This window comes from Bradyrhizobium sp. USDA 4506, assembly GCF_054058795.1.
This window is the reverse complement of the sequence record NZ_JBSSBM010000002.1, coordinates 512,033-527,639: the sequence shown is the minus strand read 5'-3', so window position 1 is coordinate 527,639 and position 15,607 is coordinate 512,033. Positions and strand designations below refer to the sequence as shown.

Here is a 15,607-nt window from a genome sequence, read left to right as displayed (position 1 = left end):
TCAACCAGCCCCGCAAAAGAGGGCGTCATGGGAGGGGAAGATGCGGAAGCCAGTCGTCACGCTTGCGGTGTGGGCGTTCGCGCTCACCGGCGCGCTCGGAACGGCGAATGCCCAGAAGGCCTATGGCCCGGGGGTCAGTGACAGCGAGATCCTGCTCGGCGCCAACGCGCCCTACAGCGGACCGGCATCGATCTATGCGAGCTTCCCGAAAACCATGCTCGCCTATTTCACGATGCTGAACGAGAAAGGCGGCATCAATGGCCGCCACATCAACTTCCTGACCCGCGACGACGCCTATAGCCCGCCCAAGACCGTCGAAGTGACGCGCGCGCTGGTCGAGAACGACAAGGTGCTCGCGATCATGGCGCCGTTCGGCACGCCGACCAACGCCGCGATCCAGAAATATCTCAACAGCAATGGCGTTCCGCATCTGCTGGTGCAGAGTGGCGGCACCCGCTGGAACGATCCCAAGCAGTTCCCCTGGACGACGCCCTACTCGCCGACCTACGTCAACGAGTCCCGGATCATCGCGCGCTACGTGCTGCGCGAGAAGCCGGATGCCAGGATCGGCGTGCTGCTGCAGGCCGACGACATCGGCAAGGACTTTGTGCTTGGCCTGAAGGAAGGGCTCGGCGCCAAGGCCGACACCATGATCGTCAAGGAAGCGATGTATCAGTCGACCGAGCCCACGATCGATTCCCAGATCGTGAACCTGAAAGCATCGGGCGCCGACACCATCCTGATCGCCGCACAGAACAAATTCGCCTCGATGGCGATCCGCAAGATCCACGAGCTTGGCTGGAAACCGCTGATCTTCCTCGGCTCGACCGCGAATTCGATCGCCGGCGTGCTGGTGCCGGCGGGGATCGAGGCCTCGACCGGCATCCTGACCACGACATCCTACAAGACGCCGAACGATCCGGCCTGGGCCAATGACAAGGGCATGACCGACTATCTCGCCTTCGCCGCCAAATATATGCCGGGGATGGATCCGAACGACGTGATCGCGGTGACCGGCTACACCACGGCACAGCTCGGCGCGATCATCCTGCAGCGCTGCGGCGACAACCTCGCGCGGGAGAACGTGCTGAAGCAGGCCACCAACCTCAGCGGCATCGAGCTGCCGATGCTGCTCCCGGGCATCACGATCCAGACCACGCCGCAGGACTACGCGGCGATCACCGAGCGCCGTTTCGCCCGCTTCGACGGCAAGACCTGGGTGCTGTTCGGCGACATCGTGGGCGCCGGCCCGGCCAAGGACTGATCCCGCGCTACCCATCCGACCGAACCGGCTCAAACACAAGGACAAAAACAATGCTGACAGCCCAGGACGATCTCATCGGCCACCAGACGCCGCAGCCGTTTGCCAAGGCAGGCGGCGGCGATGCAAGGTTCACCGAACGCTACTGGTACACCGCGCATCCGATCGACGGCAGCGAACTGCTGATCGACATCGGGCTCGGCTATTACCCGAACCGCAACGTGATCGACGGCTTTGCCGGCATCACCATCGGCCGGCGTCAGCACAATTTCCGTGCCTCGCGCCGGCTCGGGACCCGTCCGCTGGAGACGGAAGTCGGCGGGCTCAGGATCGAGATCGTCGAGGGTAACAGCCTGCATAGGATCTCGCTCGCCGACAATCCGTCCGGCATCAGCTTCGCGCTCGAATTCAAGGCGAGCTTTCCGGCGGCGCAGGAGAAGCAGAATTTTCGCGAGCGCAACGGTGTCGTCGAGGAAGACCTCGCGCGCGTCTCGCAATTCGGCCGCTGGCGCGGCTGGATCGTCGCCGATGGCAAGCGTTACGAGATCGAGCCCGAGCTGTGGTGGGGGCAGCGCGACCGCTCCTGGGGCCTGCGATCCGAGATGCGCACCGACGAGACCAGGCCGCCGGTCGCGACCCATCGCAATTTCTTCTGGACCTGGTCGATGTTCCAGTTCCCGGAGTCGGCGCTATCGATCTTCATCAAGGAGCGCACGCCGGGCAAGCCGCATTACCTCTCGGGCACCGAGTTCCGCCGCGAAGCCGATGGATCGGTGTCGCATCGCGAGGTGACCTCGCTGGAGCACAAGATCGAGTGGGCTGACGATCCGCTCGGTCAGACCATCGCGTCGGCCGACTTCACCTTCACATTCGATCGCGGCGAGCCGCGCCGCGTCAGGATGCATGGACTGCCGACGCGATTCTATCTGAAGGCCGGCATGTATGGCGGCCTGCAAGGCTGGACCCATGGCGACGACCGCGGCGAGAGCCATGCCGGGCACGACATCTGGAACCTCGACGATGCGGCGACGCGCGCCATCGCACGGACGCTGTCGGATCATGTCGTCCGGCTCGAGAGCGGCAACGAGACCGGATTTGGCATCAGCGAATACGGTGTCGCCGCCGGCTATCCGCTCTATCCCGGACCACAGAAATTCCCGGCGATGTGACCGGGATGGACGGGCAACGCAAGCGCGTCGCGGAAGGCAGCGAATCCACGTGCGATCAATGGGACAATCAGGCAGCCGAGGCGCTGGTCTCGCTCGAGACGATCGCCCCGCTCCACTATCGCAGCCGCTTCGGCGACGGCAATCTCAACGGCCGCTCCTATGGCGGCCAGATTCTTGGCCAGGCCATGATGGCCGCAACGCTCAGCGCGCCCGAAGATCGCCCGGCGGCGATGCTGCAGCTCTTGTTCCTGCGCGGCGCCGATCCTGTCAGGCGCATCACGTTTGACGCGGAGGTTCTGCAGGACGGCAAGCGATTCTCCTCCCGCCATATCGTCGGCACGCAAGGCGACGGGCGTACCGTGCTCAGCGCGCAGGCCACATTCTGCACGCCGCAGCCGGGCCCGCGGCACGCGGTGCCGTTCGCACGATCGGAGGATCCCGAAAGCCTGCCCGATCTGAGCATGATCCCCGACGCGCTGATGGCGCAGTTGCGGCCGCTCGGCCCATATTCCCAGCACATCAAGCCCAGCATGGATTTCCGCATTCCGGAGATCGAACGCCAGCTCTCGGCCACGACGGCAGGGCCATGTCTGCGCTTCTGGATCAGATGCAGGCAACCGCTCGCCGCCGGTTCCCGTGCCCAGGCCGCGGTGTTCGCCTATCTCTCGGACTGGTGGCTCAACTTCTCCAGCGTCGGCGGCCATCTCGGCGGTCTGCAGTCGCGCGCGCCACTCTATCTGTCGAGCCTCAACCATTGCATCTGGTTTCATCGCGTATTTTCGCCTGACGCCTGGATGCATGTCGAAACCGAGAGCCCATGCGCGGATGGCGGCCGCGGGCTGTCGATCGCGCGCGTCCACGACCGTGACGGCGCGATGCTCGCCACCGCGATCCAAGAGACGCTGATGGTCCATCCAGAGGGCGATGCGTAGACGCCACGACGGTTGAGCTGATGCCGCGATCGCGGCTTAGTTGCAGTGCCGAGCTACGGCAAGTTCCACCCGGTGTTGAATCCTGGCAACACCGGCCAACAAAATGAACAAACGTTCAGCTTAGCTCGATCGCGACCACGACTGTGCCGCATCCCTGTCAAATCCTGCTTGCGGGTGGCGCAACAAAAACACTTTGGGGAAAACCTACATGCAGCAGGCACCGCTGGCCGCACGGAGTGCGGAATCGTCTGGATATGTTCTCTACTTCCAGCTCGCCAGCAACGGCACGAGGCGCGCGTGCAGTCTGACGATCCAGGCGGAAAGCGCCAACGAGGCGGCGCGGATCTTTCGCGAGAACTGGGGCACGATCGAATCCATGGCCCGCGACGGCGTGAGCACGGGAGTGGTCGGCAAGACGCCGGTCAGCCTGGCGTTGTCGTGAGGCGCATCGCGCGGACTACGGCAAACCGTACACCTGAGATGTGACAGGACGACGGCTGCAGCCTTACGCGACGATCGCACGGCCATTTGACGCGCAGACGCGACAAGCAGGTCACGAGGTTCAGGGCTCGCGCACACGCGCGAGCCCTGTCGTGTCTTAGAATGATTCAAATCCATTCCGGTTAGAGAGATTCAAGTCTGCTCCGGTTCTTTTCGCGCACGCCGACTGCTAGAGGCGCGCCGTGAACGAGTTCGCGTGAATCGGAAGTCCAAGAGTGCCTGTGAATGCTGATGGCCGGGTTGTCGGCGACCGTCGAAATGCCGCCGACAAGGGCCGAACCCATCTGCTGATCGGCGCAGCATTCCTGCTCGCCGATGTCGCCTCCGCGGCGACGCAGGCAAACGCCCAATCGAGCGTCCCGTTGCCGCCTGTTTCGGTCGACCAGCCGACGCCGAAGCGCAAGTCGGCCGCCGCGGCAAAGCCGGCGCAGCGAACGCTGGCGGCCGCCGCGGCACGGCAGCGTAGCCGGAATGCCCAACCGGCGCCGCCGACACCGTCGGAGCGCGCGGCAGCTGCCGCCGCGGCGCTCAACGAAGCCAAGCTGCACTACCGCGCGATGCCAAGCCCAACCACGCTGCGCAGCGGCGCCTCGCCGCTGGACACCTCGCAGACGGTCAACGTTGTGCCCGAGCAGGTGCTGAAGGATCAGCTGCCGCGCAACCTCGATGACGCGCTCGCCAATGTCAGCGGCGTCACCCAGGCCAATACGCTGGCCGGCACCCAGGATGCGGTGATGCGCCGCGGCTTCGGCGACAACCGCGACGGCTCGATCATGCGCAACGGCATGCCGCTGGTGCAGGGTCGCAGCCTCAACGCAGCGGTCGAAAGTGTCGAGGTGCTGAAGGGCCCGGCGTCGCTGCTCTACGGCATCATGGATCCCGGCGGCATCGTCAACACGATCAGCAAGCGCCCCGAGCTCTACCAGCATGGTTCGGTGACCCTGCTCGGCTCGACCTATGCCAACTCCAGGACCGGAGCCGACGGCACCATCGACATCACCGGCCCGATCGGCGATGGCGGACTCGCCTATCGCTTTATCGGCTATGGCGTGAGCGAGGATTACTGGCGCAATTTCGGGCGCCATCGCGAAATGCTGGTCGCACCGTCGCTGGCTTGGTACGGCGAAAACACCACCGTCCAGCTCAACTACGAGCACCGCGAATTCATCACGCCGTTCGACCGCGGCACCGCATTCGATTCTGTGACCAAGGCGCCGCTTGCGATCCCGGCGACGCGCCGGCTCGACGAGCCCTTCAACAACATGTGGGGCACCTCCGACCTGATGCAGGCGTCGGTCGAGCACCGGTTGAACCAGGACTGGAAGCTGTTCGCGGCCTACAGCTACAACACCGAGACCTTCAGCGCCAACCAGCTCCGCATCACCGGCGTCAACGCCAAGACCGGCGTCGAGACCCGCAGCAATGACGGCACGTGGGGCTCGCTCAGCAATGCCAGCTACGGCACCTCCTATCTGCAGGGCAACGTCTGGCTCGGCAACATTCGCAACGAGGTGCTGTTCGGCGGTGACGGCCAGTACCGCACGATCTACCGCGACGACCTGATCCGGCAGGCGACGCCGAGCTTCAACTTCTACAATCCGATCTATGGGCTGATCACGCCGGGGACGACGGTGTCCGCCGCCGATAGCGCGCAGACCGACAAGCTCGGCCAGTGGTCGCTGTTCTTCCAGGACACGCTGCATCTGACCGAGCGCTTCGCGCTGGTCGGCGGCGTACGCTACATGGATTACGACCAGCTCGCCGGCAAGGGCCGCCCGTTCATCACCAATACCAATGTCTCGGCCGACAAGGTGCTGCCGCTCGGCGGCGCCATCTTCAAGCTCACCGACCAGGTCTCGCTTTATGCGAGCTACACGCAATCGCTGAAACCCACCTCGACCATCGCGCCGCTTACCGGCGGCGGCGTGATCGGCTCCAACATCGCGCCCGAAGAGGGCACCCAATGGGAGACCGGCGTCAAGTTCGACTTCAACAAACAGATCTCCGGCACGCTTGCGCTCTACGACATCGACAAGAAGAACGTGTTGGTTTCGCAGCTCAACGCCACGACTGGTATCGTCGAGTACCGTACGGCGGGCAAGGTTCGCTCGCGTGGCGTCGAATTCGACGTCACCGGCAGGCTATCAGACAATTGGAGCATGATCGGCAGCTATGGCTATACCGACGCACGCGTAACCGAGGACCCGACGCTCGCCGGCAAGGCCCTGCAGAACGTCGCGCTGAACACCGCATCGCTCTACCTCGTCTATGATTTCGGCACCACCCTGCCCGGCCGGCTTCGCCTCGGCGGCGGCGCGCGCTATGTCGGCGACCGGCCGGGCGATGCGGCGAACAGCTTCGTGCTGCCAGCCTACACGGTCGCGGACGTGTTTGCGACCTACGAGACCAAGGTCCAGTCGTTCCCGGTCATCTACCAGTTCAACGTCAAGAACCTGTTTGACACGGTCTACTACCCTTCAGCCAACAGCATCCTGACGGTCGCGATGGGCGACGCGCGGCGCTTCTCGCTCTCGGCGACGGTGAAATTCTGATGAGTGACGTTTGGCGCCCAATCAAGGCTGCACTGCTGCAGGTCCATTCCCTGGTTGGCCTCGTGCTGGCGCTGCTGTGGGCCGTGGTCGGCCTCACCGGCGCGACGATGGCCTTTGAGGATGAGATCGAGGCCAGCCTGAACAGTCAGATGATGCGCGTCGAGGCCAGTGCGGCCCGGCGGCTCACGCCGGACGAGTTGATCGCGCGGCTAGCGGCGGCGGGCGATTTCGGCAAGGTCTCGGCCGTGACGATGTCGAGCGATCCATCGGCCGCGGCCCGCATCCGTTTCGCTCGCAGCGAAGGCGGCACGCGGCCGTCCTCGGTCTATGTCGACCCCTATGACGGGCACGTGCTCGGCTCGCCGCGCGGCGAGGACTTTTTCGCAACCGTCCGCAAGCTGCATCGCTGGTTGCTGCTGCCGGGCGACGGCAATGGCATCGGCCGCAAGATCACCGGGTCAGCCGCGATCTGCCTGATCGTGATGCTGATCACCGGCCTCGTGCTGCGCTGGCCGCGTCGTGCGCGCAGCGTAAAGATGTGGCTGAAGCCGAATCTGGGACTGCGCGGCCGCGGCCTGCATCGCTCGCTACACGCCGTGATCGGGACCTGGGTGCTGCCGGTCTATCTGGTGATGACGCTGACCGGCCTGTGGTATTCGTTCGAGTGGTACAAGGCCGGCGCCAACTGGCTGTTCGCGCGGCCTCAGGCCGCGGCGAACGCGACGCAGCCCAAACCGCCGCGCGGCGGCGCGGCTGCCGAGAGCAAGGGTGAAGCCAAGACCGAAGCGAAGGCCGAGGCAAAGCCGCTTGCCTTCGATCACGTCTGGTCGACGTTCCTGCAGCAGGAGAACAACAGTTACGGAAGGGTCCTCCTGACCATGCCGGCCGGCGCGGGCACGGCCGTGCGCGTGCGGTCATGGCCGCGGGACTCGTCGCGCGAGGCCGTGCGTGACGAATTCCGTATCGATGCCCTCACCGGCCGCGTCATCGCATCGGATCGCTACGCCGACAAGACGTTTGGCGAACGCGTCCTCGCCAGCGTGCTCGACATCCACCGCGGCGCCATCCTGGGATGGCCCGGCAAGCTCGCTTTCATGCTGGCCGCCGCCATGATGCCGCTCTTTGCCGTGACCGGCCTGCTGCTCTATCTGTCCCGTCGCAGGCACCGGCGGCTGGAGCGGCCGCCGGTCGGCCACCTCGTTCCGGGCGAATGAAGCCGTTTCATCAATTTGTCGAAATCGCACGCCGCGAGCCGGGCACGTAACTCGGCGTCCGTTTCGGCCGCGAGCTCAAGCAATCCACGATAGGGATCGCCCGATATCCCGAGCACGGCAGCGAACGCAGGCTCGGTCTTGAGACCGCCCGCCCTCAATTCGCTGACGGCTCGCCGCAGCCGTCCATCATCAAGTGCAAGCAGCCGCCGTTCGACCTCGAAATGGATCCAGCCTCGTTGCTGCTCCACCGGACGTTGATCACCGAACAGTTCGAACGGCCAGCCGTCGCACACAAAGCGGGCAATCACCGGCCGCGTCCCCGAGGTCCATCGGAAGAGGACGAAATCATCGCACGCTTGATAGTGAGCCCAAACGATGTCCGCGAATGCGTTCGGGTCGGACGCATGGCAGACGATATCGATGTCGCTGCCGGGCACGGCAAGGCCGAGCGGCAGCGTTCCGACGATACGGGGATCGAACGGCTTCAGCAGTTCCATCACGGCGGAGCTGGTGACGGCGGATGCGTAGTGCCCGACACTCATCGCGCGGCATGCCCTCGAGATCGCAGCGACGCATTACCACACGGGCGTGCAACGCGCGAACCTCTGCAAATGGCCGGGTGTTGAGGGGAAGCGGGCCCAAAAACGTCGCGGGGCGATCTCGACCGCGTTGCCGTGGTCGAAAATCGCCCCGCCAAGGCGGACAGGCAAGGCTGCTCGCGCGCCAGCCTGTCCAGCCGATGTCGGAATGATCCGTTCGATCGATCAGCCGAACTGGTTCATCGTGTTGTGGGCGCCGCCCGCCTTGAGGGCAGCCTCACCGGCGAAGTACTCCTTGTGATCGTCGCCGATGTCGGAGCCCGCCATGTTCTGATGCTTGACGCAGGCGATGCCCTGACGGATCTCCGCGCGCTGCACGTTCTTGACGTATCCAAGCATGCCCTGCTCGCCGAAATACTCCCTCGCGAGATTGTCGGTCGACAGCGCAGCCGTGTGGTAGGTCGGCAGCGTGATCAGATGGTGGAAGATGCCGGCGCGCTTGGCCGAATCCGCCTGGAAGGTACGGATGCGCTCGTCGGCTTCCTTTGCCAGCGGCGTGTCGTCGTACTCCGCCTTCATCAGCTCGGCGCGGTTATACTTGCTGACGTCCTGGCCGGCTTCCTTCATCGCGTCGTAGACCTGCCAACGGAAGTTGAGGGTCCAGTTGAACGACGGCGAGTTGTTGTAGGCCAGCTTCGCGTTCGGAATGACCTTGCGGATGCGATCGACCATGCTGGCGATCTGCTCGATATGCGGCTTCTCGGTCTCGATCCACAAGAGGTCGGCGCCGTTCTGCAGCGAGGTGATGCAGTCGAGCACGCAGCGATCCGCTCCGGTGCCGGGACGGAACTGGTAGAGGTTGCTGGGCAGACGCTTCGGACGCATCATCTTGCCGTTCTGGTTGATGATGACGTCGCCGTTGCGCGCGTTGGCAGCCGTCACTTCCTCGCAATCAAGGAAGCTGTTGTACTGGTCGCCGATGTCGCCGGGCTTGTGGCTCACGGCGATCTGCTGGGTCAGGCCGGCGCCGAGCGAGTCGGTGCGGGTCACGATGATGCCGTCTTCGACGCCGAGCTCGAGGAACGCATGGCGGCAGGCGCGGATCTTCGCGATGAACACCTCGTGCGGCACGGTCACCTTGCCGTCCTGGTGGCCGCACTGCTTCTCGTCGGAGACCTGGTTCTCGATCTGCAGGGCGCAGGCGCCCGCCTCGATCATCTTCTTGGCGAGCAGATAGGTCGCCTCGGCATTGCCGAAGCCGGCGTCGATGTCGGCGATGACCGGCACGACGTGGGTCTGGAAGTTGTCGATCTTCTCGATCAGCGCCTTTTCCTTGGCCTTGTCGCCTTCCTTGCGGGCCGCATCGAGCGCGCGGAAGATATCGTTCAACTCACGCGAATCCGCCTGACGCAGGAAGGTGTAGAGCTCCTCGATCAGGGCCGGCACCGAGGTCTTCTCGTGCATCGACTGATCCGGCAGCGGGCCGAACTCGGAGCGCAGCGCCGCGATCATCCAGCCGGAAAGATACAGATAGCGGCGGTCGGTATTGCCGAAGTGCTTCTTGACCGAGATCAGCTTCTGCTGGGCGATGAAGCCGTGCCAGCAGCCGAGCGACTGGGTGTACTTGGTGCTGTCGGCGTCATAGGCCGCCATGTCGGCGCGCATCAGCGCAGCCGTGTAACGGGCGACATCCAGACCGGTCTTGAAGCGGTTCTGCAGGCGCATCCGCGCCACGGCTTCGGCGGCGACGCCGTTCCAGGTGTCCTTGCCCTTGAGCAGCGCTTCGGCCGCCTCGATCTCGCTCTGATACGAAGCCGGTCCCTGGATGGCCCGGTCGCTGATCCCGCGCGGTTGGAAGTTCATGTCCGTGATCCCTTCGGTGACGAAATAACTGCACCGTTTGTGACGCGCGGCGTCATAGGGAGCTAGACCTGGCGCGGAAAACTTGTCATAACTTACAAGAAACCGATGTATTGTTGTAAGAATCTTACAAACCTTGGATAAGGCGATGGTAACCTCAAGCGCCCGTTCCGTTTTCATGGGCCCACGACTGCGCCGGCTGCGGCGCGACCTCGGGCTGACCCAGGCCGACATGGCCGCCGATCTCGAAATCTCGGCCCCCTATGTGGCGCTGCTGGAACGCAATCAGCGCCCGGTGACGGCCGACATGCTGCTGCGGCTTGCCCGCACCTACAAGATCGATCTGGCTGATCTCGCTGGCGATGGCGGTGCCGATCACACCGCCCGCATGCAGTCCGTCTTGAAGGAGCCGATGTTTGCCGACATCGACATCCCCGCGCTTGAGGTCAGCGACCTCGCGGTCAGCTATCCCGGAATGACCGAGGCCTTCCTGCGCCTCTACACCGCCTATCGCGAAGAGCAGCTGGCGCTTGCGGAGCGCAGGGCTCCGGACATGGCGATCGCTTCACCGGGCCAGGAGAACTTTGACGCCAACGATCCCGTTGCGGAGGTCCGACGTTTTCTCGCCGCGCGCCGCAACAATTTTGCCAGCCTCGACGATGCCGCCGAGCGGCTCGTCCACGAACCTGCCGGGCCCGCCGGATTTATCGAGCGGCTTCGGGAGCGACATAAACTCCAGGTCCGCTATCTGCCGCCGAACGTCATGCTGGGTTCGATCAGGCGACTGGACCTTCATCGCAGACAATTGCTGCTCGAGGACTCGCTCGATACCGCGGGGCTCAATTTTCAGCTGGCCAAGCAACTTGCCTATCTGGAACTGGAAAGCGAGATCGGCGCCGCCTTGGAAGCCGGCAAGTTCACGACCAAAAGCGCCGAGCTGCTGGCGCGCCGTGCGCTTGCGGCCTACGCCGCCGCCGCACTCATCATGCCGTATTCGGTGTTCGCGAAAGCGGTCGAGGCCCGCCGCTACGATCTGGAGGCGCTGGCGCGTCAATTCGGCACCAGCTTCGAGCAGGTCGCGCACCGCGTCACGACCCTGCAACGGCCGGGTCTCGAAAAGGTCCCGTTCTTCCTGATCCGGGTCGATCCGGCCGGCAACATTTCCAAGCTGCTTGACGGCGCCGGCTTCCCGTTTGCAAAGCACGGCGGTGCATGTCCGCTATGGTCAGTGCACGACATCTTCAAGACGCCGCGCCAGATCGTCACCCAATGGCTGGAACTGCCCGACGGACAGCGGTTCTTTTCGATCGCCCGCACCGTGACCGCCGGCGGCGGCGCGTTCGGCGCCATCCGCGTCGAGCGGGCGATCGCGATCGGCTGCGCCGCCGAACATGCGGGCCAGTTGATCTACACGCGCGACGGACAGGGACCGAATGCCGACGAGCCGACGCCGATCGGCGTCGCATGCCGGGTCTGCCATCGGCCGAGATGCGCGGCGCGGTCGGCGCCGCCGATCGGACGCGAGATTCTTCCGGACGATTTCAGGACCTCGAGCGTGCCGTTCGGCTTCTCGGCGGATTGACGAAGTCGATCACCCCTGCGGCCGGTTCGCGTCATACAGCACCCGCACGCGGATCGTGCCGTCAATGGCTTTCAAATCGGCCAGGAGTCCCTCGCCCTCGCCGCCGACCACGTCGGTCTCGAGCACGACATAGCCGACTTCCGGATCGGTCTGCAGATATTGCGCCAGGATGTTGATCCCGTGCCGGGAGACCGCGTCGTTGACCTGGCGCATGACGCCGGGAACGTTGCGATGAACATGGATGAAACGGGTGCCGGTCGGTCGCGCCGGCAATTGCACCTGCGGAAAATTGACCGCGCCGAAGGTCGATCCGACATCGGAATAGTCGATCAGCTTGCGTGCAACTTCGCCGCCGATGCGATCCTGCGCTTCTTCCGTCGAACCGCCGACATGCGGCGTGAGGATGACGTTGGGGAGACCCTGCAGCGGGGAGACAAAGCGCGCCTCGTTCGACACCGGCTCGACCGGAAACACGTCGACCGCGGCACCCGCCAGCCGGCCCTCACGCAGGGCGCTCGCCAGCGCATCGAGATCGACCACGGTGCCGCGCGAGTTGTTGATCAGATAGGCCTCAGGCTTCATCAGCTGGAGCTGGGCGGCGCCAATCATGTTGGCGGTGGCCGGCGTCTCCGGGACATGCAGCGATACGACGTCGCTTGCTGCGAGCAACGCGTCGAGCGATTCGGCGGGCTCGGTATTGCCATGGCGGAGCTTGTCGGTCTGATCAAAATAGATCACGCGCATGCCCATGGCTTCGGCGAGGTTCGACAGCTGCGAGCCGATGTTGCCGTAGCCGACGATGCCGAGCGTCTTGCCGCGCACCTCGCGGCTGCCTTCGGCGGACTTGTCCCAGCCGCCGGCATGCGCGGAGACCGAACGCGGAAATATCCGGCGGAACAGCATCACGATCTCGGCGATGGTCAGCTCCGCCACGCTGCGGGTGTTGGAGTATGGCGCGTTGAAGACGGGGATCCCGAGCTTTCGCGCGGCGTCGAGATCCACTTGATTGGTGCCGACCGAAAAGCAGCCGACAACGAGCAATCGGTCGGCGGCCTCCAGGATGTCCGCGGTCAACTGGGTCCGCGAGCGAATTCCCAACATATGGATGCCCGACAGCGCCTGCCTGAGTTCTTTGGGTCCTAGCGCCTTGGGCAGACGTTGCAGCTCGGTATAGCCGTTCGCCTCGAACATCCGGACCGCGGATTCGTTCACGCCCTCCAGCAGCAGCACGCGTATTTTGGTCTTGGGAAGCGACAACATCATCGAGATCCGGATTCGTAAGGTTCGGGCAGATCCTGCCACGAGCGCAGTTTCGACGGATCGCGTGATAGCATAGAAAACGGTCGCGTCAGAAGCCGCCGTGGGCTGCCCGCTCTGCGATTCCCGATGAAGCCTCTCGATCCGCGCATCCAGGCGCGGAGCGGGAACCCGTTCAGTCAAAGATCCTGGCCAATTCGCCGGCAGAAGCCGCGTTTGCGGCTCCTGGGGCGCTCGAACGCCTGCTCCGGCTCACGGGCCGGAGCTCCATTCGTGCTCAGCGCGGCGCCGAGGGCTATTGTCTGCAGCGGCGGGTTCGCTTCCTCCCCGTTCCGGCGCCGCAAGCCTGCGGCAGTCTCACTGGCAGGGATACCGCCGGCCGTCCTTTGCCTGGAACGTATTCGACGCCGGATCGTAGGAGCGATAGCGCTGGGCGCAGGACGCCGCGTGCTGCTGGGCGGCGGCAGCTTCCTGCTGCGCGGCGGCGTTGGCTGCGCCGGCCGCGATGACGCCGCCGATGAGGCCACCGACCAGTCCGCCGACGGCAGCGCCGCCGCCATTGTCATAGCACTGCCCGTAACGGCACCAGACCTTCTCGGTCAACGACGGCACTGCCGCCGCAACGCCGGTACCGTGCTGCAACGGAGCCGAAATGGCGGAGGCCGAAAACACCACGGCACCGGTGGTCGCCATCAAAACAACTTTCACAAAGCGAGCCCTACTCATCATATCTCCTGCTTCATTGCTGTGGGCGCAGGCCGGCACCTGCGTCCCGATTCCCTCGACTTGGATGAACTCGTCTGGTTCCGGACCGGACGACACCCGGACACGCGCGGCCGGTTACAATTCGCGCGTCAGCCTGCTTCACAGATGGGCGAAGTTCATTGGCCGGCCGCGTTCACGACGCGGCAGAGGTTATCGCCGACACCTGGCGCCAACTGTCCCGGCGGCAAGCTGAAGGTCGCATCGACGCGACTACCCTTGCCGTCCTTGCGGACGACGACTTGCAGCGTTTGTGGGCGGCCGGATCCGGTGGTCTCCTGCTGGGTGGTCAGCGTGCCGAGTTTCTTGTCGACGTTCACGCCGACAAAGCCCTCCGCCAGAACGGCGCGGGACACCTTGTCGAGGGCGGCACCGGGATTGACCGACGGAAAGATCATCCAGGTCTTGTGCGTCATGCCCGTTACCATCGGAACGCCGGTGCTCTGGACGTGATCTGCGCAACCATCGGCCAGCGCAGGCATGGACGAAAGAACTGTAAGCGCGAGTACGCAAGTAATCCTTGTAAGCATGCTTTCATAACCCGTTTGAGTTGGTCGTGACGATTTAGGCCAAATGGGCTACGAGTCCATGGACGACGTCGCATTCCGGATGGAGGCGTTCGGATTGTGGCTAGAACAGTCGATCGCGCATGCTGTGCATCCGCTGCTGCTCTCGAACGTTGGCGAGGCGGATTGAATCGGAACTGTCGCGCGATGCCGGCGGGCGGATGAGATCAAATGTCAGCTTTCGCGGCTCGATTGCGCGACCTGGATATTCTGTTCGCTATTCGGATATTGAAGAAATTGTGAGAAAGGGCACGCGACCCGAAATCACCAAAGCTGTGCTAGTGTGGTGATGCGGTCTATGCGTGTGGCGGACGCCCTGAACAGCGGAAAACCGGTCTGATGGATCGGGCAATCCGCGAAACAGCAATCATCCGATGGTTGGGATTTGATGGTCGAAGACGTACTCGCTGCACCTCCCACGCGATCGGGATCTTCGTTCGAAGAACTCCTTGAAATGCTCCACCCTCACGGGATCAATGCGCATTCCTCGCCGCGGCCTGACGAATCGTTTCGCTGGCATGCGGACATAGCCATCGGCACGGAACTTGACGTCGTGCGGGCCGATCTGTCGGCCGGTTGGGATTGGCGCTATTCTTACGAGAATTCCGCCGGAGAACTCGCAATAAGCCTGCTGAATGCCGGCCAGGCCGAAATGCTCATCGCAGGAAAGAGCATCCAGCGGACCCCCTCCGAGATCGCCATCGTCCCCCTTCCGACGATGCAAGCGCAGCGGGTCGAAGCGGTCGATGGACGATACTCAAGCGTCACGCTCACCTTGCATACGGGCGTAGTTGCCAAGGTGCTGTCTGCGACGTTCGGGAGCACGGCGCTGGAAGATCTCAACCTGACGCCGATCGTCGACTTGTCGACCGGCGTTGGACAGACCCTTCTTCAGCTTGTCCGCACGAGCACCACCGGCTTGTATGACGGGATCCTGGTACGCTCTCCGAAAGCCAGTGCGCTGCTATCCGAAGCAGCGATACAGCTCATCCTTGAGAACGTTCCTCATCGGCTGACCGACCGGTTGAGCCGCCACCCGCTGGATGCGCCGCCGCGCTACATTCGCCGTGCGGTCGAGTATATGCGGGCCAATCCGCATCTGCCGCTGACGATATCGGATATTGCCGCAACGGTTGGGGTCAGCAGCCGGTTGCTGCAATTGGGCTTTCGTAAAATCCACGGCACGACGCCGGTCGCCTATCTGCGACAAATTCGGCTGGAGGCCATCCACGACGAACTGTCGCGACCGGAGAACATGCTCCCGATCAGCGAAGTCGCGCTGAAGTGGGGTTTTACGCATATGGGCCGTTTCGCTGCGGTGTACCGCTCGGCCTTCGGCCTGTATCCGTCCGATACGGTCCGGCGCGCGCGAGGTTTCTCAAGCTAGGCAGGCGGTTGTCGAGCCAGGCTGC

13 protein-coding genes are annotated in these 15,607 nt (G+C 64.0%); 8 read left to right on the top strand and 5 right to left on the bottom strand.

From position 1 onward, the window contains the following. The first annotated feature begins 40 nt into the window (after positions 1 to 40). From ACVIHF_RS04875 to ACVIHF_RS04850, 6 genes are all read left to right on the top strand, one after another. Positions 41 to 1,264, top strand: coding sequence for an ABC transporter substrate-binding protein (locus ACVIHF_RS04875; RefSeq protein ID WP_310881413.1), 1,224 nt, complete (start codon positions 41 to 43; stop codon positions 1,262 to 1,264). A 50-nt stretch (positions 1,265 to 1,314) separates the two neighbouring features. Continuing rightward, positions 1,315 to 2,430: a hypothetical protein gene (locus tag ACVIHF_RS04870; RefSeq protein WP_310881412.1), complete on the top strand. Its 1,116-nt coding sequence runs from the start codon at positions 1,315 to 1,317 to the stop codon at positions 2,428 to 2,430. A gap of 5 nt (positions 2,431 to 2,435) precedes the next feature. Then, positions 2,436 to 3,362 (top strand): acyl-CoA thioesterase, encoded by a 927-nt coding sequence (locus ACVIHF_RS04865; RefSeq protein WP_456791810.1) that lies wholly within the window; start codon positions 2,436 to 2,438, stop codon positions 3,360 to 3,362. Positions 3,363 to 3,570: 208 nt separating this feature from the next. After that, a complete protein-coding gene (locus ACVIHF_RS04860) occupies positions 3,571 to 3,804 on the top strand; it encodes a hypothetical protein (RefSeq protein ID WP_159109512.1) in 234 nt (77 codons plus the stop codon). Positions 3,805 to 4,084: 280 nt separating this feature from the next. After that, positions 4,085 to 6,415 (top strand): TonB-dependent siderophore receptor, encoded by a 2,331-nt coding sequence (locus ACVIHF_RS04855; RefSeq protein ID WP_456794073.1) that lies wholly within the window; start codon positions 4,085 to 4,087, stop codon positions 6,413 to 6,415. Next, positions 6,415 to 7,629 carry a PepSY-associated TM helix domain-containing protein gene (locus tag ACVIHF_RS04850; protein ID WP_310881410.1) on the top strand — a complete coding sequence of 405 codons (1,215 nt, stop codon included), beginning with the start codon at positions 6,415 to 6,417 and terminating at the stop codon, positions 7,627 to 7,629. Before ACVIHF_RS04855 ends, ACVIHF_RS04850 begins: the two co-directional genes overlap by 1 nt. Here ACVIHF_RS04850 and ACVIHF_RS04845 read toward each other — a convergent pair. Next, on the bottom strand, positions 7,560 to 8,171 hold the full coding sequence (locus ACVIHF_RS04845; protein ID WP_310881409.1) for a DUF4269 domain-containing protein: 612 nt from the start codon (positions 8,169 to 8,171) through the stop codon (positions 7,560 to 7,562). The two genes, ACVIHF_RS04850 and ACVIHF_RS04845, sit on opposite strands and share 70 nt — an antisense overlap. A gap of 222 nt (positions 8,172 to 8,393) precedes the next feature. Then, complete coding sequence (locus tag ACVIHF_RS04840) at positions 8,394 to 10,031, bottom strand: isocitrate lyase (RefSeq protein WP_310881408.1); 1,638 nt, start codon at positions 10,029 to 10,031, stop codon at positions 8,394 to 8,396. Between the two features lie 145 nt (positions 10,032 to 10,176). On the opposite strand from ACVIHF_RS04840, the gene ACVIHF_RS04835 reads away from it, so the two are divergent. Continuing rightward, positions 10,177 to 11,610, top strand: coding sequence for a helix-turn-helix domain-containing protein (locus tag ACVIHF_RS04835; RefSeq protein WP_310881407.1), 1,434 nt, complete (start codon positions 10,177 to 10,179; stop codon positions 11,608 to 11,610). Between the two features lie 9 nt (positions 11,611 to 11,619). Here ACVIHF_RS04835 and serA read toward each other — a convergent pair whose 3' ends face one another. From serA to ACVIHF_RS04820, 3 genes are all read right to left on the bottom strand, one after another. Then, entirely contained in the window at positions 11,620 to 12,873 is a 1,254-nt protein-coding gene (gene serA / locus ACVIHF_RS04830) for a phosphoglycerate dehydrogenase (protein WP_092083792.1), read from the bottom strand. Positions 12,874 to 13,224: 351 nt separating this feature from the next. Then, entirely contained in the window at positions 13,225 to 13,593 is a 369-nt protein-coding gene (locus tag ACVIHF_RS04825; RefSeq protein ID WP_253635995.1) for a BA14K family protein, read from the bottom strand. A 155-nt stretch (positions 13,594 to 13,748) separates the two neighbouring features. Further along, positions 13,749 to 14,045, bottom strand: coding sequence for a hypothetical protein (locus ACVIHF_RS04820; protein ID WP_244435956.1), 297 nt, complete (start codon positions 14,043 to 14,045; stop codon positions 13,749 to 13,751). A gap of 538 nt (positions 14,046 to 14,583) precedes the next feature. Here ACVIHF_RS04820 and ACVIHF_RS04815 point away from each other — a divergent pair. After that, the gene (locus tag ACVIHF_RS04815; protein WP_456791809.1) at positions 14,584 to 15,582 is read left to right on the top strand and encodes a helix-turn-helix transcriptional regulator; all 999 of its coding nucleotides are present in this window, start codon (positions 14,584 to 14,586) and stop codon (positions 15,580 to 15,582) included. Positions 15,583 to 15,607: the final 25 nt, after the last annotated feature.

Bases quoted from the DNA above. Each gene is read 5' to 3' on its own strand.
- ACVIHF_RS04820 (WP_244435956.1), bottom strand. From the start codon at position 14,045: ATGACGCACAAGACCTGGATGATCTTTCCGTCGGTCAATCCCGGTGCC.
- ACVIHF_RS04815 (WP_456791809.1), top strand. From the start codon at position 14,584: ATGGTCGAAGACGTACTCGCTGCACCTCCCACGCGATCGGGATCTTCG.
- ACVIHF_RS04835 (WP_310881407.1), top strand. From the start codon at position 10,177: ATGGTAACCTCAAGCGCCCGTTCCGTTTTCATGGGCCCACGACTGCGC.
- ACVIHF_RS04825 (WP_253635995.1), bottom strand. From the start codon at position 13,593: ATGAGTAGGGCTCGCTTTGTGAAAGTTGTTTTGATGGCGACCACCGGT.
- serA (WP_092083792.1), bottom strand. From the start codon at position 12,873: ATGATGTTGTCGCTTCCCAAGACCAAAATACGCGTGCTGCTGCTGGAG.
- ACVIHF_RS04845 (WP_310881409.1), bottom strand. From the start codon at position 8,171: ATGAGTGTCGGGCACTACGCATCCGCCGTCACCAGCTCCGCCGTGATG.
- ACVIHF_RS04840 (WP_310881408.1), bottom strand. From the start codon at position 10,031: ATGAACTTCCAACCGCGCGGGATCAGCGACCGGGCCATCCAGGGACCG.
- ACVIHF_RS04860 (WP_159109512.1), top strand. From the start codon at position 3,571: ATGCAGCAGGCACCGCTGGCCGCACGGAGTGCGGAATCGTCTGGATAT.
- ACVIHF_RS04865 (WP_456791810.1), top strand. From the start codon at position 2,436: ATGGACGGGCAACGCAAGCGCGTCGCGGAAGGCAGCGAATCCACGTGC.
- ACVIHF_RS04870 (WP_310881412.1), top strand. From the start codon at position 1,315: ATGCTGACAGCCCAGGACGATCTCATCGGCCACCAGACGCCGCAGCCG.
- ACVIHF_RS04850 (WP_310881410.1), top strand. From the start codon at position 6,415: ATGAGTGACGTTTGGCGCCCAATCAAGGCTGCACTGCTGCAGGTCCAT.
- ACVIHF_RS04875 (WP_310881413.1), top strand. From the start codon at position 41: ATGCGGAAGCCAGTCGTCACGCTTGCGGTGTGGGCGTTCGCGCTCACC.